General features: G+C 39.4%; 20 protein-coding genes, 1 tRNA gene, 1 pseudogene and 1 other annotated feature. Of the genes and pseudogenes, 19 read left to right on the forward strand and 3 right to left on the reverse strand.

Annotated features, from left to right (window positions below):
- Positions 1 to 198: 198 nt before the first annotated feature.
- The 9 genes and pseudogenes from pgdA (at position 199) to pyk (ending at position 10194) form a co-directional block, all read left to right on the forward strand.
- Positions 199 to 1590, forward strand: coding sequence for a peptidoglycan-N-acetylglucosamine deacetylase PgdA (gene pgdA / locus QM469_RS09940; RefSeq protein WP_414276743.1), 1392 nt, complete (start codon positions 199 to 201; stop codon positions 1588 to 1590).
- Between the two features lie 85 nt (positions 1591 to 1675).
- Positions 1676 to 1806 (forward strand) — a sequence feature (ribosomal protein L20 leader region).
- 15 nt (positions 1807 to 1821) lie between these two features.
- Entirely contained in the window at positions 1822 to 2352 is a 531-nt protein-coding gene (gene infC / locus QM469_RS09945) for a translation initiation factor IF-3 (protein ID WP_000848177.1), read from the forward strand.
- A gap of 32 nt (positions 2353 to 2384) precedes the next feature.
- Positions 2385 to 2585, forward strand: a complete 201-nt coding sequence (rpmI, locus tag QM469_RS09950; RefSeq protein ID WP_001125942.1) for a 50S ribosomal protein L35 — start codon at positions 2385 to 2387, stop codon at positions 2583 to 2585.
- Positions 2586 to 2636: 51 nt separating this feature from the next.
- Positions 2637 to 2996 (forward strand): 50S ribosomal protein L20, encoded by a 360-nt coding sequence (gene rplT, locus QM469_RS09955; protein ID WP_000124830.1) that lies wholly within the window; start codon positions 2637 to 2639, stop codon positions 2994 to 2996.
- 56 nt (positions 2997 to 3052) lie between these two features.
- Positions 3053 to 3439, forward strand: coding sequence for a VOC family protein (locus QM469_RS09960; protein WP_000157160.1), 387 nt, complete (start codon positions 3053 to 3055; stop codon positions 3437 to 3439).
- Between the two features lie 77 nt (positions 3440 to 3516).
- Positions 3517 to 4184: pseudogene (locus QM469_RS09965) on the forward strand (B3/4 domain-containing protein).
- A 247-nt stretch (positions 4185 to 4431) separates the two neighbouring features.
- Complete coding sequence (locus QM469_RS09970; RefSeq protein WP_414276744.1) at positions 4432 to 7533, forward strand: DNA polymerase III subunit alpha; 3102 nt, start codon at positions 4432 to 4434, stop codon at positions 7531 to 7533.
- An 81-nt stretch (positions 7534 to 7614) separates the two neighbouring features.
- Entirely contained in the window at positions 7615 to 8622 is a 1008-nt protein-coding gene (gene pfkA, locus QM469_RS09975; protein WP_414276745.1) for a 6-phosphofructokinase, read from the forward strand.
- A 66-nt stretch (positions 8623 to 8688) separates the two neighbouring features.
- Entirely contained in the window at positions 8689 to 10194 is a 1506-nt protein-coding gene (gene pyk / locus QM469_RS09980) for a pyruvate kinase (RefSeq protein WP_001042821.1), read from the forward strand.
- A 509-nt stretch (positions 10195 to 10703) separates the two neighbouring features.
- Here pyk and QM469_RS09985 read toward each other — a convergent pair.
- Both QM469_RS09985 and QM469_RS09990 read right to left on the reverse strand, forming a co-directional pair.
- Positions 10704 to 10776 (reverse strand) — tRNA-Thr (locus QM469_RS09985).
- Between the two features lie 119 nt (positions 10777 to 10895).
- Positions 10896 to 11645: a lysophospholipid acyltransferase family protein gene (locus tag QM469_RS09990; RefSeq protein ID WP_414276746.1), complete on the reverse strand. Its 750-nt coding sequence runs from the start codon at positions 11643 to 11645 to the stop codon at positions 10896 to 10898.
- 131 nt (positions 11646 to 11776) lie between these two features.
- Between QM469_RS09990 and QM469_RS09995 the strand changes: the two genes are divergently transcribed.
- The 6 genes from QM469_RS09995 to QM469_RS10020 all read left to right on the forward strand — a co-directional run bounded on the left by QM469_RS09995 (position 11777) and on the right by QM469_RS10020 (position 18843).
- Entirely contained in the window at positions 11777 to 14113 is a 2337-nt protein-coding gene (locus tag QM469_RS09995) for a cation-translocating P-type ATPase (RefSeq protein ID WP_414276748.1), read from the forward strand.
- Positions 14114 to 14213: 100 nt separating this feature from the next.
- Complete coding sequence (locus QM469_RS10000; RefSeq protein WP_414276749.1) at positions 14214 to 14891, forward strand: tRNA (adenine(22)-N(1))-methyltransferase; 678 nt, start codon at positions 14214 to 14216, stop codon at positions 14889 to 14891.
- Positions 14878 to 15675 carry a Nif3-like dinuclear metal center hexameric protein gene (locus QM469_RS10005; RefSeq protein WP_315639350.1) on the forward strand — a complete coding sequence of 266 codons (798 nt, stop codon included), beginning with the start codon at positions 14878 to 14880 and terminating at the stop codon, positions 15673 to 15675. Before QM469_RS10000 ends, QM469_RS10005 begins: the two co-directional genes overlap by 14 nt.
- Before the next feature lie 16 nt (positions 15676 to 15691).
- Positions 15692 to 16789 (forward strand): NAD(P)/FAD-dependent oxidoreductase, encoded by a 1098-nt coding sequence (locus QM469_RS10010; protein ID WP_414276750.1) that lies wholly within the window; start codon positions 15692 to 15694, stop codon positions 16787 to 16789.
- Between the two features lie 103 nt (positions 16790 to 16892).
- Positions 16893 to 17912: a UDP-glucose 4-epimerase GalE gene (galE, locus tag QM469_RS10015; protein WP_414276751.1), complete on the forward strand. Its 1020-nt coding sequence runs from the start codon at positions 16893 to 16895 to the stop codon at positions 17910 to 17912.
- A gap of 1 nt (position 17913) precedes the next feature.
- Positions 17914 to 18843 carry a glycosyltransferase family 2 protein gene (locus tag QM469_RS10020; RefSeq protein WP_414276752.1) on the forward strand — a complete coding sequence of 310 codons (930 nt, stop codon included), beginning with the start codon at positions 17914 to 17916 and terminating at the stop codon, positions 18841 to 18843.
- Positions 18844 to 18948: 105 nt separating this feature from the next.
- Here the strand turns inward: QM469_RS10020 and QM469_RS10025 are convergent, their stop codons facing one another.
- On the reverse strand, positions 18949 to 19146 hold the full coding sequence (locus QM469_RS10025; RefSeq protein WP_414276753.1) for a ferredoxin: 198 nt from the start codon (positions 19144 to 19146) through the stop codon (positions 18949 to 18951).
- Positions 19147 to 19191: 45 nt separating this feature from the next.
- Here QM469_RS10025 and QM469_RS10030 point away from each other — a divergent pair, with 45 nt between their 5' ends.
- The 4 genes from QM469_RS10030 (at position 19192) to QM469_RS10045 (ending at position 21472) form a co-directional block, all read left to right on the forward strand.
- On the forward strand, positions 19192 to 19680 hold the full coding sequence (locus QM469_RS10030) for an SAG1386/EF1546 family surface-associated protein (RefSeq protein WP_414276754.1): 489 nt from the start codon (positions 19192 to 19194) through the stop codon (positions 19678 to 19680).
- Between the two features lie 8 nt (positions 19681 to 19688).
- Positions 19689 to 20360, forward strand: coding sequence for a (d)CMP kinase (cmk, locus tag QM469_RS10035; protein ID WP_414276756.1), 672 nt, complete (start codon positions 19689 to 19691; stop codon positions 20358 to 20360).
- Between the two features lie 138 nt (positions 20361 to 20498).
- On the forward strand, positions 20499 to 20837 hold the full coding sequence (locus QM469_RS10040) for a zinc ribbon domain-containing protein YjdM (RefSeq protein WP_414276758.1): 339 nt from the start codon (positions 20499 to 20501) through the stop codon (positions 20835 to 20837).
- A gap of 2 nt (positions 20838 to 20839) precedes the next feature.
- Complete coding sequence (locus QM469_RS10045) at positions 20840 to 21472, forward strand: Pr6Pr family membrane protein (RefSeq protein ID WP_414276759.1); 633 nt, start codon at positions 20840 to 20842, stop codon at positions 21470 to 21472.
- Positions 21473 to 21617 lie beyond the last annotated feature (145 nt).

Below are 21617 nucleotides of genomic sequence, written 5' to 3' on the forward strand. Positions count from 1 at the left end.
CATATGATTCTTTCTAATGAGTTGTTTGATCGCTTTTCATTATAGGTCATATGGGACTTTTTTTCTACACAAAAATAGGCTCCATAATATCCATAGGGGATTTACCCACTACAAATATTATAGAGCCTCTTTTCTTAAAAAATGGACATTTTCCTATTTATCATTGAAATTATAGGCCTGATTTGATATGATAAGACTATGACTAAAAAAAGAACAAATTGTAAAATAAATGACAAGAAGAAAAGAAATTTATGGATTATTGTGGGGCTTCTATTCTTCATAATTCTAACATTAGGTGCAGGTATTGCTTATAAAGTCTTGACCAAGCAAGCTTTTGAGCAAAAAATTGAAGCACTGAAAAAAGAAAAAGATGATGCCTATTCACAAGGAAGTCAGAAAGAGCATTTTCGTAAGGGGCAGGCAGAAATCATCACCTACTATCCTATGACGGGGGACAAGGTCATTACCTCTGTTCAGGATATCATTGTAAAAGATATCACGGATAAAGTAGAAGATAAAGAACATTTGATTTTTTACTACTCTGAAAAAGATTCTTCTTCCATCAAAGGTGTGGAGAGCCATCTTGTAAAAAAACAGGCCTATGACCTGAGTGATTCTACTGTTGTTGAATTAGAAAATACCTCATTAGATCAGCTTTATCTTAAGGAAGATGGGACCCTGTTTACATTAGATCAGCTCTTTACAGATGCTAGCAAAGCTAAGGAAAAGTTTCTTGAGGATATCAAGTCAACACTTCTTGATAAAAAGATTGAGCAAACACTTGTTGATCAAGTAATAGCCGATTTTACAGCTAGCGATTTATCATCTTGGAAGTTTGCATACAAAGATAGTCAATTTGTTCTTTATCCAATCAAAGCAACCAATAATGTAGAAGAAATAGCTTTGCCTATTTCAGACTTCTTTGATGTTATCCAATCGTCCTATCTAACTGAAAAGGATGCAGAACTTTATAAGAAGGCTCAGGCTGAGAAAAATAAAAAAGTAGTAGCTCTTACCTTTGATGATGGACCAGATGGAAATACAACTCCACAAGCTTTAGATATTCTAGCCAAGTATAAGATCAAAGCAACCTTCTTTGTACAAGGAAAGAATATTGCAGGTAATGAGTCGATTCTTAAACGCATGCAGTCTGAAGGTCATGAAGTTGGAAACCATAGTTGGAATCACCCGGTTTTAACAAAACTGTCATTGGAAGATGCCAAGAAACAGCTTACAGATACCGAAGATGCTATTACAAAAGTTCTTGGCAAAAGCTCTAAATTGATGCGTCCACCATACGGAGCAATCTCAGATGATATTCGCAATAGCCTTGATTTAAGCTTTATCATGTGGGATGTGGATAGTTTGGATTGGAAGAGTAAAAATGAAGCAGCGATTTTGACAGAAATTCAGCGTCAGGCAAGCAATGGATCTATCATTTTGATGCATGATATCCATCAAACATCTGTTAATTCATTACCAAAAGTAATTGAGTATCTACAGGAACAAGGTTATAGTTTTGTGACTGTATCAGAGCTACTGAATGCTCGTTTGAAGCCACATGAGATTTACTATTCTCGTAATCAATAGATTGCAAGTCGGAAAAATAGAAAAAATTAAAAAAAGATAGTTTTAATCTTGACAAGTAGGGGAAAACTTGATATCATATAAAAGTTGAGAAAAGCAGAAGTGAGAACTTCTCGCCTTGCGACTAACGTTGTCTGGCCCCTACGGATCAAATTTCAGAAATGGAATACAATCATGTAGTGCGGGTTTGCGTTAGCAAGTCCGCTCTTGTTTTTCTCTAAATTAAAAAAAGAGGTGAAAACCATAGCAAAGCAAGACTTATTCATCAATGATGAAATTCGTGTACGCGAAGTTCGCTTAATCGGTCTTGAAGGTGAGCAATTGGGTATCAAACCACTAAGCGAAGCGCAGGCACTTGCGGACGAAGCTAATGTGGACTTGGTTCTCATTCAACCTCAAGCTAAACCTCCTGTTGCAAAAATTATGGACTACGGTAAGTTCAAATTTGAGTACCAGAAGAAACAAAAAGAGCAGCGCAAAAAACAAAGCGTTGTGACCGTGAAAGAAGTTCGCTTGAGCCCAGTTATCGACAAGGGTGATTTCGAAACTAAACTTCGCAATGCTCGCAAGTTCCTTGAAAAAGGAAACAAAGTGAAGGTATCCATTCGCTTTAAGGGGCGTATGATCACCCATAAAGAGATTGGTGCAAAAGTTTTAGCCGAGTTCGCTGAAGCAACTCAAGATATTGCTATCATTGAACAACGTGCTAAAATGGATGGACGCCAAATGTTTATGCAATTGGCGCCAGCAACTGACAAAAAATAATTGTCATAAAGTTAAATAAAGGAGAAAAAATCATGCCAAAACAAAAAACACACCGCGCATCAGCTAAACGTTTCAAACGTACAGGTTCTGGTGGACTTAAGCGTTTCCGTGCTTACACATCTCACCGTTTCCACGGAAAAACTAAAAAACAACGTCGTCATCTTCGTAAAGCATCTATGGTGCATTCAGGAGATTTCAAACGTATCAAAGCAATGCTTACTCGCTTGAAATAATCGCGTATTTGTAAGTAAACAATTCTAGGAAATATTTGGAGGAAATAAAACATGGCACGTGTTAAAGGTGGCGTTGTATCACGCAAACGTCGTAAACGTATTCTTAAATTAGCAAAAGGTTACTATGGAGCTAAACACATCTTGTTCCGTACTGCAAAAGAACAAGTAATGAACTCTTACTACTATGCATACCGTGACCGTCGTCAAAAGAAACGTGACTTCCGTAAATTGTGGATCACACGTATCAATGCGGCAGCTCGTTTGAACGGACTTTCATACTCACAATTGATGCATGGTTTGAAATTGGCTGAGATCGAAGTTAACCGTAAAATGCTTGCTGACTTGGCTGTTAACGATGCAGCAGCTTTCACAGCTCTTGCAGATGCAGCTAAAGCAAAACTTGGTAAATAATTATTCATAAGACTGGTACAAGTTTGTCCCAGTCTTTTTTAACAAAGGAGAAAAAAATGGCTTCAAAAATGCTACACACATGCTTGCGAGTAGAAAATCTTGAAAAATCAATCGCTTTTTATCAAGATGCTTTTGGTTTTAAGGAATTACGTCGTAGAGACTTTCCAGACTATGCATTCACTATTGTTTATCTTGGACTTGAAGGTGATGATTATGAGTTAGAGTTGACTTACAATTATGATCACGGACCTTATGTTGTCGGTGACGGTTTTGCTCACATCGCCCTAAGCACACCTGATCTTGAGGCTCTTCACAAAGAACATAGCGACAAAGGCTATGAAGTGACAGCACCTAATGGACTTCCAGGGACTCAACCAAACTATTACTTTATCAAAGATCCAGATGGATACAAGGTAGAAGTGATTCGTGAAAATTCATTATAGTTCCTATCGAGTAGCTTGTATGCTACTCGTTTTTTTAATTTGTAGTAGAATGAAAGAAAAAGAATGGAGGCAAGGTCATGAAAGTTCATGTAAAAGATGATTTTTGGCAACTATTTCCAGATGCTCAAATCTCTGTATTGGTGGTAAAAGGTCTCAACAATACTATTGATGAGAGTGACGATCCATATTTTAAAGCTTTATTAGATGAAGGAACAAAAAAAGCCCGGACTTTTATAGCAGATGAGAATTTTACTCAGAATGAAGTGATTCAAGAATGGCGTCAGGCATTCACTTAATTCAAAATTCAAAAATGTGCTCGTTCTTTCTTGAAGCTTTATTAAAGCGTGTGAGTCAAGGAAGAGAATTTAATCCAATAAATCCTTTGGTAGATATCTATAATAGCGTCTTACTTTCTTACGCTGTTCCTTGTGGGGAAGAGGATTTAGCTAAGATTGTTGGTGACTTCTTGGAAGAGCACGAAGGAATGAATCCTTCTTCCACTAGGGTCTGAAAGTGATGCTTCTGCATTAGCTGATGAAATGATTTATTTTGATGACCACGGTGCGGTTTGTCGCTGTTTAAACTGGCGTGAAGCCCAAAGAACCAAAACAAAGATGCTATTTTAGTCATTGAAGCTATCAATGAAGAGCAGGCATCACGAGCTCTAGAATCAATGCTAGAATTACATACTAAAATTGAGAAATATTTTGGTGTTATACTCAATGAAAATCAAAGAGCAAACTAGGAAGCTAGCTGCAGGCTGTACTTGAGTACCGCAAGGCGACGCTGACGTGGTTTGAATTTGATTTTCGAAGAGTATTAGTGGTAAGATCAGTCATTTGACAACCACAAATCCTATCCTAGAGGTAGGATAATGAATGGGAATCACGGTTAATTCAACTGTGGTTCTTTTTTCTACAAGGGAAGAAAGAAATTGTTTTTCTATTTTCTAAAATGGTATAATATAAGAAGAAAAAGGGAGGTGATAGCGAGTGATTGCACAACTTGATACTAAAACGGTTTATAGTTTCATGGAGAGTATGATTTCCATTCAGAAGTATGTTGACCAAGGGAAAGCATACGGCTACTCAGCACTTGGAATCATGGATATTGATAATCTCTATGGGGCTTATTATTTTATCAAAGAGTGCCAAAAACAGGAGATTCAGCCTTTATTAGGTCTTGAGGTGACCGTTCATCATAAGGAGGAACTCGTCAACCTTCGATTTTTAGCCTTGTCAAATCATGGCTATCGAAATCTCATGAAGCTTTCGACTCTAAAAATGACAGGTAAAAAGGAATGGACTGATTTTTCTCCCTATCTAGAATATGTTTGTGTTATTGTTCCCTATTATTCTTCAATTGATTCCTTGGACTTAGGGCATGACTATTATATCGGAGTTTATCCAGATACAGTTCAGTCGAATTTTTCTCGACCAATTCTCCCTCTTTATCGTGTTAATTCTTTCGAACCTGAGGATTTAGAAACGCTTCAAATGCTCAAGGCGATTAAGGAAAATGTGACCTTGCGAGAGGTAGATGTTCAATCGCAACAAGGCTTGTTTTTACCTGCTGATCGCTTAGAGCAAGTATTTCAAGAAAAGTTTCCGCAAGCCTTAGAAAATCTTTCTGAACTGATTGGAGCAACTACTTATGAGATTGATAGTAGCCTCAAGCTTCCACGTTTCAATCCAGAGAGACCAGCCGTTGAGGAATTGAGGGAAAGAGCTATTAAGGGCTTGGAACAGAAAGGCTTACTCGATTCAGTTTATCAGGCTCGTTTGGAAGAAGAGCTATCTGTGATTCATGATATGGGATTTGACGACTATTTCTTGGTTGTCTGGGATCTCTTACGTTTTGGTCGGTCTCAAGGTTATTATATGGGTATGGGACGTGGATCTGCGGTTGGAAGTCTAGTGGCCTATGCCTTAGATATTACTGGTATTGATCCTGTAGCTAAGAATCTTATCTTTGAGCGCTTTTTAAATCGTGAACGCTATACCATGCCTGATATCGATATTGATATTCCTGATATCTATCGTCCTGAATTTATCCGATATGTTCGTGACCGTTATGGTAGTATTCACGCTGCTCAGATAGTCACCTACTCGACTTTTGGTGCCAAACAGGCTATCCGAGATGTTTTTAAACGGTATGGTGTTCCCGAGTACGAGTTGACATCCATAACCAAGAAAATTGGTTTCAAAGATACCTTGACAAGCGCCTATGAAGGCAATCTAGGATTTAGACAACTGATTCAAAGTAAGATTGAGTACCAAAAGGCTTTTGAAATTGCCAAAAAGATAGAAGGCTATCCTCGACAGACCTCTATCCATGCTGCTGGTGTCGTGATTAGTGATAAAAATCTAACGGACTATATTCCTCTTAAGTATGGTGAGGATATGCTCATTACCCAGTATGATGCTCATGGAGTTGAAGGAAATGGCTTGCTCAAGATGGATTTCTTGGGCTTAAGAAACCTAACTTTCGCTCAAAAAATGCAGGAGCTCTTATTTGAAACTCAAGGAATTCAGTTAAGGATTGAGGAAATTGACCTTGAGGATAGGGAAACTTTAGCCCTCTTTGCAGCTGGGAAGACTAAGGGGATCTTTCAGTTTGAACAACCTGGAGCTATTCGCCTATTAAAGCGCGTGAAACCAGAAAGCTTTGAAGAAGTAGTGGCAACGACTTCCCTCAACAGACCGGGAGCGAGTGACTATATCGACAACTTTGTGGCTCGAAAACATGGTAAAGAAAAGGTAACAGTTCTGGACCCAGTTTTGGAAGATATTTTAGCTCCAACTTATGGAATTATGCTTTACCAAGAACAGGTGATGCAAGTGGCACAGCGTTACGCTGGTTTTAGCCTTGGGAAGGCCGACATTTTACGTCGTGCTATGGGGAAAAAGAATGCGACCGAGATGCACCGAATGGAGGAGAGTTTTATCCAAGGTGCACTCGAAAAAGGTCATGGAAAGGAACAGGCTCAGCAGGTTTTTGCTGTCATGGAAAAATTTGCTGGTTATGGTTTCAACCGATCACATGCTTATGCTTATGCGGCTTTAGCTTTTCAACTTGCTTACTTTAAAACACATTACCCAGAAATCTTTTATCAAGTCATGCTCAACTATGCCAGTGGAGATTATATTCTCGATGCCCTTGAAATGGACTTTGAACTGACACCACTCTCTATCAATACAATTCCGTATCTGGATAAATTGACAGACAAGACTATCTACTTGGGACTTAAGAGTATCAAGGGGATGCCTCGAGATTTTGCCTATTGGATTTTAGAGAATCGTCCTTTTAGTAGTGTCGAAGATTTTGTCACTCGCTTGCCTAAAAATTATCAGAAGTTGAGTCTTTTAACTCCCCTAGTCGAGATTGGTTTATTCGATAGTTTTGAAAAAAATCGCCAAAAAATCTTATCCAATTTACCTACTTTGTTTATTTTTGTGGAAGAATTGGGTAGTTTATTTGCAGATAATAGCTACAATTGGCTTGAGAGTGAGGATTTTACGCAAGTCGAAAAGTTTCGTAAGGAACAGGAGTGGCTTGGAGTCGGTATCAGTCCGCATCCCTTACTGATTTTAGCAAAGAATCCCCTCTATCCAATTGTGAGTTTGTCTGAACTATCTGAAGGACAGACAGCTACAGTACTCGTTGAGCTACAGTCTATCCGAGTAATCAGAACTAAAAAAGGTGAAAATATGGCCTTTTTGAAAGTTAGTGATAGCAAATCAAATTTGGAAGTTACTGTTTTTTCTGATCAGTATCGCCAATTTAAAAATCTCCTACATGAAGGAAGATTTTACTACCTAAATGGAAAAGTGCAGGCAAGAGACGGTCGCCTTCAGTTAGTGTTAAATAATCTAAAAGAAGCAGTGAGTGAACGATTTTGGATTCAGGCTGCTGATCATGAACATGATTCTGAAATTTATCATATTTTAGAACAATACAAGGGACAAATTCCTGTCATCATTCGCTACGAAAATGAACAAAAAAATGTTCTTTTGCCGGGCTATTTTGTTGCAAAAGATGTTAGTTTGCAGGAATCTTTGAGTCAAATAACTATGAAAACGATTTATCGTTAAAAATCAATGAAAATAAAAGAATTTTAACTTTAATTATGGTATAATCAGTTAGAATGTTAAAAGAAAAAGGAGCAAAACCAAATGAAACGTATTGCTGTTTTGACTAGTGGTGGAGACGCCCCTGGTATGAATGCTGCCATCCGTGCAGTTGTTCGTCAAGCAATCTCAGAAGGAATGGAAGTTTTTGGTATCTATGATGGATACGCTGGTATGGTTGCTGGTGAGATTTATCCACTTGATGCTGCTTCAGTAGGAGACATCATTTCACGTGGTGGTACTTTCCTTCACTCTGCTCGTTATCCTGAGTTTGCAAAACTCGAAGGTCAACTTAAAGGGATTGGGCAGTTGAAAAAACACGGTATCGAAGGTGTCGTAGTTATCGGTGGTGATGGTTCTTATCACGGAGCTATGCGCTTGACTGAGCATGGATTCCCTGCTATCGGACTTCCAGGAACAATCGATAACGATATCGTAGGTACTGATTTTACAATCGGATTTGATACTGCAGTTACAACTGCAATGGATGCCATTGATAAGATTCGTGATACCTCATCAAGTCACCGTCGTACTTTCGTAGTTGAAGTAATGGGACGTAATGCTGGAGATATCGCTCTTTGGGCTGGTATTGCCACTGGTGCTGATGAAATTATCATCCCTGAAGAAGGATTCAAGATGGAAGACATCGTAGCAAGTATCAAAGCTGGATATGAACACGGTAAGAAACACAACATTATCGTTTTGGCAGAAGGTGTTATGTCAGCGGCTGAATTTGGTCAAAAGCTAAAAGAAGCTGGAGATACAAGCGACCTTCGTGTAACTGAACTTGGTCATATCCAACGTGGAGGATCACCAACTGCTCGTGACCGTGTATTGGCGTCACGCATGGGTGCACACGCTGTTAAACTCCTTAAACAAGGAATCGGTGGTGTCGCTGTTGGTATCCGTAACGAGAAAATGGTTGAAAATCCAATTCTTGGAACTGCAGAAGAAGGAGCTTTGTTTAGCCTAACAGCTGATGGTAATATCGTTGTTAATAACCCTCATAAAGCTGACCTTGAACTTTCTGATTTGAACAAGAGCTTGTCATAATCAACTTTAACTAAACTGGTAAAATGACCATAAAAGGTCAAATTATATAAAGGAGTCACAAAAATCATGAACAAACGTGTAAAAATCGTTGCAACTTTGGGTCCTGCGGTAGAAATCCGTGGTGGTAAAAAATTCGGTGAAGACGGATATTGGGGTGAAAAACTTGACGTTGAAGCTTCAGCTAAAAACATTGCTCAATTGATTGAAGCAGGAGCTAACACTTTCCGTTTCAATTTCTCACACGGTGACCACCAAGAACAAGGTGACCGTATGGCAACTGTTAAACTTGCAGAAAAACTTGCAGGTAAAAAAGTTGGTTTCCTTCTTGATACTAAAGGACCAGAAATCCGTACTGAATTGTTCGAAGGTGAAGCTAAAGAGTACTCATACAAAACTGGTGAAAAAATCCGTGTTGCAACTAAACAAGGTATCAAATCAACTCGTGAAGTGATTGCTTTGAACGTTGCTGGAGCTCTTGACATCTATGATGACGTTGAAGTTGGTCGCCAAGTATTGGTTGACGATGGTAAACTTGGTCTTCGTGTTGTAGAAAAAGACGATGCAACTCGTGAATTTGTCGTTGAAGTTGAAAACGACGGTGTTATCGCTAAACAAAAAGGTGTAAACATCCCTAACACTAAAATTCCTTTCCCAGCTCTTGCTGAACGTGATAACGCTGATATCCGCTTCGGTCTTGAACAAGGTATCAACTTTATCGCGATCTCATTCGTACGTACTGCAAAAGACGTGAACGAAGTTCGTGCAATCTGTGAAGAAACTGGTAACGGTCACGTTCAATTGTTCGCTAAAATTGAAAACCAACAAGGTATCGATAACTTGGACGAAATCATTGAAGCTGCTGACGGTATCATGATCGCTCGTGGTGACATGGGTATCGAAGTACCATTTGAAATGGTTCCAGTTTACCAAAAAATGATCATCACTAAAGTGAACGCTGCTGGTAAAGTTGTTATCACTGCAACAAACATGCTTGAAACAATGACTGAAAAACCACGTGCAACACGTTCAGAAGTATCAGACGTATTTAACGCTGTTATCGACGGAACTGATGCTACAATGCTTTCAGGTGAGTCTGCAAATGGTAAATACCCACTTGAGTCTGTTCGTACAATGGCAACTATCGATAAGAACGCTCAAACTCTTCTTAACGAATACGGACGTTTGAACTCAGATTCATTTGAACGTAACTCTAAGACAGAAGTTATGGCTTCAGCAGTTAAAGACGCTACAAACTCAATGGACATCAAATTGGTTGTAACTCTTACTAAGACTGGTCACACAGCACGTTTGATCTCTAAATATCGTCCAAATGCTGATATCTTGGCATTGACATTTGACGAATTGACAGAACGTGGATTGATGTTGAACTGGGGTGTTATCCCAATGTTGACAGAAGCTCCATCATCAACTGATGACATGTTTGAAATTGCAGAACGTAAAGCAGTTGAAGCAGGTCTTGTACAATCTGGTGACGATATCGTTATCGTTGCAGGTGTGCCACTTGGTGAAGCAGTTCGTACTAACACAATGCGTATCCGCACTGTACGTTAATCTAATATTAAAAAGCCTATCATATCAAGCTTTCTAGCTTGTGTGATAGGTCTTTTTTTGTGACGAGGGGCAAAATATATCATTTTCCTTTCAATGCTAAGGTATAAACTACAGTTTGCCCTGTAACTTTTGCTGTAATTAGAGATTTCATTGGTCATCTTAGTATCTTTTTGTCTAAATCTAGCTAGGATTTTTTGGATAATAAGTCTATCAGTGTTTGATTGTTGCTTGAGCTTATTGCTATTTGAACAGAAAGAATTGCTAAAAGATAGTATTTAATAGTGTTTAGGAAAATAAAAAAAAGCTCTCTGGAAAAACCAGAAAGCTTGAGAGGCATCTCCATGTGAGAAATTGGTTCACACAATTTCTCAAGGTCCGCTCCTGCGTTATGACCTCCTTTGCTCAATAGTAGCTCTCGCTACATATCGACTCATCGCAAGTTTTATTTTACTATAAGGTCAATAAAATGTCAATAAAAAAAGTTCCTATACCAAGGAACTGATCAACAATGCTAATTGCCGGGATCGAACCGGCGACCTCATCCTTACCATGGATGCGCTCTGCCTACTGAGCTAAATCAGCTTACTTAAAAAGTATACTATAGTTTCAAATCTTTGTCAATACGTTATTTTCTTTAAAAAATAATCGGATTTCCGCTCAAAAAAAGGCTTAAGGAGATAGCTCCTAAGCCACTGTTTCCTTTAGCCTAATTTTTCTTTTATTTTGTCTGGATTCCAGATAAAGCTTGCGATAAAGCTAAAAATGATGGTGATAACAGCTACGATAATAGCTAGAATAAGGGCAGGGATACGGATAAACCACCAAAGTGGATTTGGTTTCTTATCATTGTGCCATTGTTTCGTTTCCTCATCTAAACGTTGGAATTCAGATTGGATGCGGTCTGCAACCATCTCAATACCTTCATCATTCATTTTTTTGATGTCAGAAATATCAATAGGATTTCCAAAGTTCATGTCGACACGTTCACGACTAATGAGCCCTTTTAAGGTCATTGGACCAGTGTAGGTAACTGGCATGATACGTACTTTTGCCATTTTAGCGATGAGAGCAACACCACCTTTAACATCGTTGGAATGACGACTGCCACTTGGGAACATGATGAGAGAGCGGTCGCTCTTTTTAAGAACATTGATAGGGTATTTGATAGCCGAAGCGCTAGGATTTTCACGATCGATTGGAAAGGCACCGCACATGCGAATCCACCAGCCAAAGATACGGTTGGTAAAGAGTTCCTTTTTAGCCATAAATACAAATTGCTTCGGTTTGGTCGCAAAGGCCATATAAACTGGATCCCACCAGGTACGATGGGGCGCAACTAGAATATAGTTTTCATCTTGACTCGGAATTTTATCCGTATTATGATAATGAGCATTACCGTTGATAGACCAAAGAATCAACATAACCAGCCCACGAAGATAAGTATAAAACATGGTATCTCCTTCAATTTTCTTTCTTTTATTATACCTTATCATACTAGGACAAGCAAATGTTTTTTGTTTAGGCGGAATTGCTCTTCATATGAAATTAGAATTATTTTTAAAAAAATGATATGATAGAACTTATGGATAAAAATAAAATTATAGGCTTAAGCCAATCAGAAGTTAAAGAACGTCAGAAACAGGGACAGGTCAATGATTTCAAAGCATCAGCTAGTACCAGTACTTGGCAGATTGTAAAACGAAATGTCTTTACTCTCTTCAATGCTTTAAACTTTGCTATTGCATTAGCGCTCGCTTTTGTTCAAGCCTGGAGCAACCTGGTTTTCTTTGCGGTTATCTGTTTTAATGCTTTTTCAGGAATTGTAACCGAGCTACGTGCCAAGCATATGGTTGATAAACTCAATCTCCTGAATAAAGAAAAGATTACCACTATCCGTGATGGACAAGAAATTGCTTTAGACCCTGAAGAGCTTGTTTTGGATGATGTGATTCGCTTGTCTGCAGGGGATCAAATTCCAAGTGATGCGATTGTATTAGAAGGCTTTGCAGAAGTCAATGAAGCCATGTTAACGGGCGAGAGCGACTTGGTGCAAAAAGAAGTAGAAGACTTAATGCTATCCGGTAGTTTTCTTGCCAGTGGTTCTGTCTTTGCTCGAGTTCATCATGTAGGAGCAGATAACTATGCAGCCAAACTCATGCTTGAAGCTAAGACAGTTAAACCGATCAACTCACGTATCATGAAATCACTTGATCAACTTGCAGGCTTTACTGGGAAAATCATCATTCCATTTGGAATTGCCCTCTTGCTTGAAGCTTTGGTCTTGAAAGGTTTACCACTGAAGTCTTCTGTAGTGAATTCCTCTACAGCTCTTTTGGGAATGTTGCCTAAGGGGATTGCCCTCTTGACCATTACCTCTCTTTTAACCGCTGTTATCAAGCTTGGTTTGAAAAAGGTCTTGGTGCAGGAGATGTACTCTGTTGAAACCCTAGCGCGCGTGGATATGCTCTGCTTGGATAAGACAGGTACCATCACCCAAGGGAAGATGCAGGTTGAGACTGTTCTTCCTCTGACCCAGGCTTATGACAAGGATGCTATTGCCAAAATATTAACTAGCTATATGGCAAACAGTGAAGATAAGAACCCAACAGCACAAGCTATTCGTCAACGTTTTCAAGGTCAAGTAACTTATCCGATGATTTCTAATCTTCCATTTTCAAGCGATCGTAAATGGGGAGCAATGGAGTTGGAAGGTCTTGGAACTGTTTTTCTAGGCGCACCAGAGATGTTGTTGGATGCTGAAGTTCCTGAGGCTAGAGAAGCTCTCGAACGAGGATCTCGTGTCTTAGTTCTGGCCCTCAGTCAAGAAAAACTTGATCACCACAAGCCACAAAAGCCATCTGATATTCAAGCCTTGGCTTTGCTTGAAATTCTAGATCCAATCCGAGAAGGGGCAGCTGAAACTCTAGACTATCTTCGTTCTCAGGAAGTGGGCCTGAAAATTATCTCTGGTGATAATCCAGTTACGGTTTCAAGTATTGCTCAAAAAGCTGGTTTTGCAGATTACCACAGCTATGTAGATTGTTCGAAAATCACGGACGAGGAATTGATTGCTATGGCTGAGGAGACAGCGATTTTCGGACGTGTCTCTCCTCATCAAAAGAAACTGATCATCCAAACGTTGAAAAAAGCAGGTCATACGACTGCAATGACAGGAGATGGTGTCAATGATATCCTTGCTCTCCGCGAGGCAGACTGTTCCATCGTGATGGCTGAAGGAGATCCAGCGACTCGTCAGATTGCAAATCTGGTCCTCTTGAACTCAGACTTTAATGATGTTCCTGAGATTCTCTTTGAAGGTCGTCGTGTGGTCAATAACATTGCCCACATTGCTCCAATTTTCTTGATTAAGACCATCTATTCCTTCTTATTGGCAATCATCTGTATTGCAAGTGCATTGTTGGGTCGTACTGAATGGATTTTGATTTTCCCATTCATTCCGATTCAGATTACCATGATTGACCAGTTTGTGGAAGGATTCCCACCGTTCGTATTGACCTTTGAACGAAATATCAAACCAGTCGAACAAAACTTTCTCAGAAAATCCATGCTCCGTGCACTACCAAGTGCCTTGATGGTAGTCTTTAGCGTTCTATTTATTAAAATTTTTGGAACCAGTCAAGGTTGGTCAGCAATTGAAATTTCGACACTTTTGTATTATCTATTGGCATCGATTGGTTTCATGTCTGTAGTTAGAGCTTGTTTGCCATTTAGTCTGTGGCGTGTTCTCTTGATTATTTGGTCAGTTGGTGGCTTCCTTGGAACAGCTCTATTTCCAAGAATTCAAAAATTACTTGAAATTTCAACACTGACAGAACAAACATTACCTGTCTATGGCATTATGATGGTCATCTTTGCTATCATTTTCATCCTGACAAGTCGTTATCAAACTAGAAAATAAAGAAAGGCTGCAATCCATGATTGCGGTCTTTTTAGGAGCAGGATTGCCAGATAAAATATGGTATAATAAAGGGAAATAGAGTTTTTGAAAGTGAGAAAAAATGATTTCGAAGAGATTAGAAACGGTGGCTTCTTTTGTTCCCCAAGGATCCGTTTTGCTAGATGTAGGAAGCGACCATGCTTATTTACCGATTGAACTAGTTGAAAAAGGTCACATTGAGCGTGCCATTGCGGGAGAGGTTGTAGAAGGTCCCTACCAATCTGCAGTAAAAAATGTTGAAAGTCATGGTTTGACTGAGAAAATTCAGGTTCGCCTAGCAAATGGTTTGGCTGCTTTTGAAGAGGCTGACCAGGTCTCTGTTATCACTATTGCTGGAATGGGTGGCTGTTTGATTGCTACGATCTTAGAAGAAGGATTAGACAAACTTGCCAATGTTGATCGTTTGATTCTTCAACCAAATAACCGAGAAGATGAGTTGCGTTCTTGGTTACAAGAGCATGGTTTTCAAATCATAGCAGAAAGTATCCTAGAAGAAGCAGGGAAATTCTACGAGATCATAGTTGCAGAAGTTGGCGAAATGAATCTATCAGCAACTGATGTCCGCTTTGGCCCATTCTTGTCCAAAGAAGTCAGTCCAGTCTTCATCCAAAAATGGCAAAAAGAAGCTGCTAAGCTTGAGTTTGCCCTTAGTCAAATTCCAGAAAAAAATCAAGAAGAACGTCAGGTTCTAGCAGATAAAATTCAAGCCATTAAGGAGGTGCTCCATGAAAGCAAGTGAAGTGATTAAGCGTTATGAAGCCTATTGCCCACAAGAATTTTCTATGGAAGGTGATAGTCGTGGTCTGCAAATTGGCACCCTAGACAAGGAAATTAAAAAAGTCATGGTTGCCCTTGATATTCGTGAAGAGACAGTCGCTGAAGCTATTGACAAGGGTGTTGATCTGATTATCGTTAAGCACGCCCCTATCTTTCGTCCAATCAAGGACTTGGTAGCTAGTCGTCCTCAAAATCAGATTTACATCAATCTCATCAAGCACGATATTGCAGTCTATGTTAGCCATACTAATATCGACATTGTTGAGAATGGATTAAATGACTGGTTCTGCCAACTGTTAGATATTAAAGATACAACCTATATACAGGAAACAGGTCCTGAACGTGGGATTGGGCGTATTGGAACTATTAGACCTCAAACCTTTAAGGAATTTGCTGACCATGTTAAGGAAGTCTTTGGTCTAGATAGCCTTCGTATGGTGTATTATCAAGAGACTGATTTGCAAAAAACCATCTCAAGAGTGGCCATCTGTGGTGGCAGTGGGCAGTCATTCTATAAGGATGCTTTGGCAAAGGGGGCAGATGTCTATATCACTGGTGATATTTACTACCATACTGCCCAAGATATGTTGTCAGATGGTTTGTTAGCTCTAGATCCGGGACACTATATCGAAGTGCTTTTTGTTGAAAAAATTGCAGAACTCTTGAACGAATGGAAGGAAGAAAATGCTTGGTCTCTCGAAGTTGTCGCAAGTCAGGCTTCTACCAATCCATTCCATCATATCTAGTTAGAAGGTAAAGACAATGAAAAAAGTTGCCATTGTAGGAGCAGGAATTGTAGGGGCAACAGTTGCCTACTATCTCTCTAAGGAAGCAGATGTCGAAGTAACTGTCTTTGATCATGGGTACGGACAAGCTACCAAGGCAGCGGCAGGAATCATCAGTCCTTGGTTCTCTAAACGACGTAATAAAGCTTGGTACAAGATGGCTCGCCTAGGAGCAGACTTTTATGTAGATTTATTAGCTGATTTAGAAAAAACTGGTCAAAAGGTTGATTTCTACCAGCGCTCAGGAGTCTTCCTTCTCAAAAAAGATGATTCCAAGCTCGAGGAACTCTATGACTTAGCCTTGCAACGTAGAGATGAATCTCTCTTAATAGGGGAATTAGCCATTCTAGACCAAACGGCAGCAAGTAACCGATTTCCAGGATTAGTGGGATTTGAAAGATTACTCTATGCTTCTGGTGGAGCTCGAGTAGATGGGCAACTCCTAGTGAGTCGGTTATTGGAAGCCAGTCAAGTGAAAGTTATAAAGAAAGAGGTTAGTCTGAAACCTCTATCATCAGGCTATCAGATAGAAAATCAAATGTTTGACCAAGTAATTTTATCTACGGGAGCTTGGCTTGGACACATTTTGGAGCCTTTAGGCTATGAGGTTGATGTTCGTCCTCAAAAGGGGCAACTCCGAGATTATAAAGTGGAACAAGACATGGGAGCTTATCCTGTAGTTATGCCTGAAGGGGAGTGGGATTTGATTCCATTTCCCGGAGGTAAGTTATCTCTAGGAGCTACCCATGAAAATGATATGGGATTTGACCTAACAGTTGATGAAAATTTGCTCCAACAAATGGCTGAGGCAGCGAGTCCGTTTTATCCGAGTTTAAAGGATGCAATTTTATCTGGTGAACGTGTGGGGATTCGTGCTTATACAAGTGATTCCTCTCCATTTTTCGGACAAGTGCCAAGCTTGTCAGGAGTCTTTGCTTCGAGCGGACTAGGATCGTCAGGATTGACAACCGGTCCTATTATTGGTTATCATCTTGCTCAAATGCTTCAGGGGAGAAGTGGTGTATTAGATCCAGCAGATTATCCGACTGAAAGATATATTAAAAAGAAACAATAGTAAAACTTTTACCTAGTTTTTACGATAGTCTTAGGAAAGTAAATGACTTTCCCTATCAAAAATGGTAAAATGAAAAAAATAATCCAAGAATCGAGGAAAAAAGATGCAAGAAAAGATTTTGGTAACAGGTGGAGCAGGTTTTATCGGAACTCACACTGTCATTGAACTAGTCCAAGCAGGACACCAAGTTGTTGTTGTCGATAATTTGGTAAACAGTAGTCGTAAAAGTCTTGAAGTAGTCGAAAGAATCACTGGGGTAGAAATTCCTTTCTACGAAGCAGATATTCGTGACACAGATACACTTCGTGATATTTTCAAACATGAAGAACCAACAGGCGTCATCCATTTTGCTGGTTTGAAGGCAGTTGGAGAGTCAACTCGCATCCCACTTGCCTACTATGATAACAATATCGCTGGAACTGTCAGTCTCTTGAAAGCAATGGAAGAAAATAACTGCAAAAATATTATCTTCAGTTCTTCAGCAACTGTTTATGGAGATCCACATACTGTTCCAATCCTAGAAGATTTTCCACTTTCAGCTACTAACCCTTATGGTCGTACCAAGCTAATGCTTGAAGAAATCTTGACAGATATCTATAAAGCTGATTCAGAATGGAACGTTGTTTTACTTCGTTACTTCAACCCAATTGGTGCACATAAGAGTGGTGATTTGGGTGAAAATCCAAACGGTATTCCAAATAACCTTCTTCCATATGTGACACAAGTCGCAGTTGGTAAGTTGGAACAAGTTCAGGTCTTTGGAGATGACTACGATACAGAAGATGGAACAGGTGTTCGTGACTATATCCACGTCGTTGACTTAGCCAAAGGGCACGTTGCAGCACTTAAGAAACTTCAAAAGGGTTCAGGTCTAAACATATACAACCTTGGTACAGGGAAAGGCTATTCTGTCCTTGAAATTATCCAAAATATGGAAAAAGCAGTCGGACGCCCGATTCCTTATCGTATTGTGGAGCGCCGTCCTGGTGATATTGCAGAATGTTACTCAGACCCAGCCAAAGCTAAGGAAGAACTTGGATGGGAAGCAGGACTTGGTATTACAGAAATGTGTGAAGACGCATGGCGTTGGCAAAGTCAACATCCAAACGGATTTGAAGACTAAGATGATGATTTCAATCATAGTCCCATGTTTAAACGAAGAGGAAGTACTTCCTCTTTTTTATCAAACTCTTGAAGCACTGATCCCAGATTTGGAAACAGAAATCGAATACATTTTTGTAGATGATGGTTCGACCGATAAGACTTTGGACCTTTTAAAGGTTTATCGAGAGAAAAATCCTGCAGTACATTATATCTCTTTCTCGCGAAATTTTGGGAAGGAAGCGGCCATATATGCAGGTTTACAACAAGCAACAGGAGATTTGGTGGTGGTTATGGATGCAGACCTTCAGGATCCCCCAAGCTTCTTGCTTGAGATGAAAGAACTACTAGATCAGAATCCGGATTTGGACTGCGTTGGAACACGCAGAACCAGTCGAGAAGGAGAACCCTTTTTACGTAGTTTCTGCGCCGATCTTTTTTATCGTTTTATGCAAAAAATTAGCCCAGTAGCTCTTCCATCGGGTGTTCGTGATTTTCGGATGATGAGAAGATCAGTTGTGGATGCAGTGTTAGAATTGACAGAATACAATCGCTTTTCCAAAGGACTCTTTGCCTGGGTTGGTTTCCGTACTCACTATCTAGAGTACCCTAATGTTGAAAGGCAGGCAGGTAAGACAAGTTGGAGTTTTAGACAACTCTTTTTCTACTCTATTGAAGGGATTGTGAATTTTTCAGATTTTCCTTTGATATTAGCTTTTGTTGCTGGTCTTTCGTCGTGTTTTCTGGCTTTAGTGATGACATTGTTTGTAGTTGTCCGTACTCTCGTACTGGGCAATCCAACTTCTGGTTGGACTTCTCTGATGGCTGTCATTCTATTTCTTGGTGGTGTCCAATTATTGACGATTGGGATTCTCGGAAAATATATCAGTAAAATTTATATGGAAACGAAAAAAAGACCCCTCTATCTGATAAAAGAACAGAGTGAGTCATGATAAGATTTACTAAAAATAAGTCCTTCAAAAGACTATAATTTTCTGGAAAAATATGCTAAACTAGAGGAAGTGGGATTTGGAAATTGAATCACCACTGATGACAAATTAATCTTTGATGAGCGCGCGAGTTGGGCAATTTTTAACAGCCTCTAAGACGTCTTGACTAGGAGAAATTTCTTTTTCTAGTTGATCAGGATCATCGTAAAAACGTACAATACCATTATCATGGTAATCAAATAATTCAGAATAAGTTTGGCATAGCCCACAGGCAATGCATCGTTCAGGTATAAGTGTGATTTTCATATTTATATTGTAATAAGAAATTAGAAAAAAAACAAGGAGTAAGATATGGAAAAGGAACCGTGGCAAGAAGATATTTACGACATCGAGGAAAGTCGTTCGGAACGAAGAAGTAGAGGAAATAAGGGAACAGGAGTGGTAGCCAACCGTATTCTAACCATTTTGGCTTGTATTTTCTTTGTTATCGTTGTCGGTATGATTGCTGTTTTAATCTACCTGTCATCTGGTGGAAGTGATCGTACAGCAGCCTTGAAAGATTTCCATGATTCTTCTGCACCTAAGGTAGAGGAAGTTTCTTCAACGTCATCAAGTAGTTCAGTTGAAGCATCAAGTTCTGAAGTAGGATCAACTTCTTCAAGTAGTTCAGAGGAACATACAAATGCTGAGGGAACCATTACTGTCCTTGCAGGTGAAGGTGAGGCAGCTATTGCAGCTAGAGCAGGCATTTCTATTGCTCAGCTTGAAGCCTTGAACCCTGGTCATATGTCTTCAGGAGCTTGGTTTGCAAATCCTGGTGATGTCCTTAAGACAAGATAGGAGTGACGATGAAAACAATTCAGATTGCTATTGATGGACCAGCATCCAGTGGTAAAAGTACAGTAGCTAAGATTATCGCTAAGGACTTTGGATATACCTACTTGGATACAGGTGCCATGTATCGTGCTGCGACTTACATCGCTTTGAACAACCAAGTAAGTCCAGAAGAGTCTTCTCGACTTCTTGAGTTATTGGAACAATATCCGATTAGCTTTGGTCGTGCTGAAACAGGGGAACAGCTTGTTTTTGTTGGAGACGTTGATGTTACCAATCCAATTCGTGAAAATGAAGTAACCAATGCTGTATCTGCTTTTGCAGCCATTCCAGCTATTCGTGAAAAATTGGTAGCCCTTCAACAAGAAATTGCCCAACAAGGCGGAATCGTCATGGATGGTCGAGATATTGGTACAGTTGTATTACCTCAAGCTGAATTGAAGATTTTTCTTGTTGCTTCAGTGGATGAACGTGCGGAAAGACGTTATAAGGAAAATCTTTCAAAAGGGATCGAAACAGGTTTGGAAACTTTGAAAGAAGAGATTGCTGCGCGTGATTATAAGGATAGTCATCGTGAAACTTCTCCTCTTAAACAGGCTGATGATGCAATCTATTTGGACACAACAGGGCTAAGTATTTTAGAAGTTGTTGAAAAAATTAAATCAGAAGCAGTCAAACATTTTTAATTGAAATTTTAACCGATTGACCACGATAGTGGTGAGTCGGTTTTTTAGCAATTTGTCAAATTTTTAATTTTAAGGTATAATAGTCTTTGTTAACGAAAATTTGACAATCAAACCATCATGAAAATAGAAGGAGATAAGATGAACAATCTACCAAATTGCCCAAAATGTAATTCAGAATATGTCTATGAAGATGGAGCCGTGCTAGTCTGCCCAGAGTGTGCTTATGAATGGAATCCTGCTGAGCAAGCTGAGGTTGAAGAAGGCCTTGTTGCTATCGACGCTAATGGAAATAAATTGGCTGACGGTGATACAGTAACCTTGATCAAAGACCTTAAGGTAAAAGGTGCTCCAAAAGACCTTAAGCAAGGGACACGTGTGAAAAACATCCGTATTGTTGAAGGAGACCACAACATCGATTGTAAGATTGATGGTTTTGGTGCTATGAAATTAAAATCAGAATTTGTTAAAAAGATCTAATCATGACTGCTTGGAATAAAATAATTTTTTTCAGTCGGGCTTTCATGTTTTTAGCAGCATTTACAGGTGTTTATCTGGAAATTACCAAGCACGGTGGTTTCGGGATGTTGCTCTACTATACAGTGCTTTCCAACCTCTTGGTGATGATTTTTACAGGTTATCTTTTATGGAAGATGCGACGTGAGGGTGACCATTGGCAAAGTTCAAGTCTTTTGCGACTCAAGGGTGGTGTCACTATGAGTATCATGATTACTTGTGTCATCTATCATTTCATGCTAGCTCCCTTGACGACAGATTTTTACCGTTTGGAAAATTTCCTTTGTCATTATATCGTACCTCTCTGGTTTTTAGCAGATACAATTATTTTTGATAAGAGTCGTCAATATAAGTGGTTTGATCCCATGCTTTGGACCAGCCTTCCTTTGTTTTATATGATTTTTGCCATCTTAAACGGTTTTGTTCTAAAGATGGATGTCCCTAACGCTAAGGATAGTCCCTTCCCTTATTTCTTTTTGAATGCCAATAAACATGGTTGGGGCTTTGTCTTTAGATGGGCAGCCATTATCTTTGTTGCCTACATGGTTTCAGGATATCTGTTTTATCTTGTTAAAAACATTAAAAAATCTAAGAAATAAGAGTACCTTATATGGGTACTTCAGATTGAAGACAAAGTCCTTGGAAGTCCAGTTTCTAAGGGCTTTTCTTTGTGTAAAGTCGTATAATAGAGGTAAGAAGAGTTGTGAGGTGTTCCCTATGTTTCACAAAGAAAAACCTGATTAT

This window comes from Streptococcus infantis (assembly GCF_047464215.1).
GTDB lineage: Bacteria > Bacillota > Bacilli > Lactobacillales > Streptococcaceae > Streptococcus > Streptococcus infantis_P.

Coding starts and splice junctions, on each gene's coding strand:
- QM469_RS10030 (WP_414276754.1), top strand. CDS start 19,192: ATGGAAAAGGAACCGTGGCAAGAAGATATTTACGACATCGAGGAAAGT.
- QM469_RS10040 (WP_414276758.1), top strand. CDS start 20,499: ATGAACAATCTACCAAATTGCCCAAAATGTAATTCAGAATATGTCTAT.
- QM469_RS09995 (WP_414276748.1), top strand. CDS start 11,777: ATGGATAAAAATAAAATTATAGGCTTAAGCCAATCAGAAGTTAAAGAA.
- pfkA (WP_414276745.1), top strand. CDS start 7,615: ATGAAACGTATTGCTGTTTTGACTAGTGGTGGAGACGCCCCTGGTATG.
- rpmI (WP_001125942.1), top strand. CDS start 2,385: ATGCCAAAACAAAAAACACACCGCGCATCAGCTAAACGTTTCAAACGT.
- QM469_RS09990 (WP_414276746.1), bottom strand. CDS start 11,645: ATGTTTTATACTTATCTTCGTGGGCTGGTTATGTTGATTCTTTGGTCT.
- galE (WP_414276751.1), top strand. CDS start 16,893: ATGCAAGAAAAGATTTTGGTAACAGGTGGAGCAGGTTTTATCGGAACT.
- QM469_RS10020 (WP_414276752.1), top strand. CDS start 17,914: ATGATGATTTCAATCATAGTCCCATGTTTAAACGAAGAGGAAGTACTT.
- cmk (WP_414276756.1), top strand. CDS start 19,689: ATGAAAACAATTCAGATTGCTATTGATGGACCAGCATCCAGTGGTAAA.
- QM469_RS10010 (WP_414276750.1), top strand. CDS start 15,692: ATGAAAAAAGTTGCCATTGTAGGAGCAGGAATTGTAGGGGCAACAGTT.
- rplT (WP_000124830.1), top strand. CDS start 2,637: ATGGCACGTGTTAAAGGTGGCGTTGTATCACGCAAACGTCGTAAACGT.
- pyk (WP_001042821.1), top strand. CDS start 8,689: ATGAACAAACGTGTAAAAATCGTTGCAACTTTGGGTCCTGCGGTAGAA.
- QM469_RS10000 (WP_414276749.1), top strand. CDS start 14,214: ATGATTTCGAAGAGATTAGAAACGGTGGCTTCTTTTGTTCCCCAAGGA.
- pgdA (WP_414276743.1), top strand. CDS start 199: ATGACTAAAAAAAGAACAAATTGTAAAATAAATGACAAGAAGAAAAGA.
- QM469_RS10045 (WP_414276759.1), top strand. CDS start 20,840: ATGACTGCTTGGAATAAAATAATTTTTTTCAGTCGGGCTTTCATGTTT.
- QM469_RS10025 (WP_414276753.1), bottom strand. CDS start 19,146: ATGAAAATCACACTTATACCTGAACGATGCATTGCCTGTGGGCTATGC.
- QM469_RS10005 (WP_315639350.1), top strand. CDS start 14,878: ATGAAAGCAAGTGAAGTGATTAAGCGTTATGAAGCCTATTGCCCACAA.
- QM469_RS09960 (WP_000157160.1), top strand. CDS start 3,053: ATGGCTTCAAAAATGCTACACACATGCTTGCGAGTAGAAAATCTTGAA.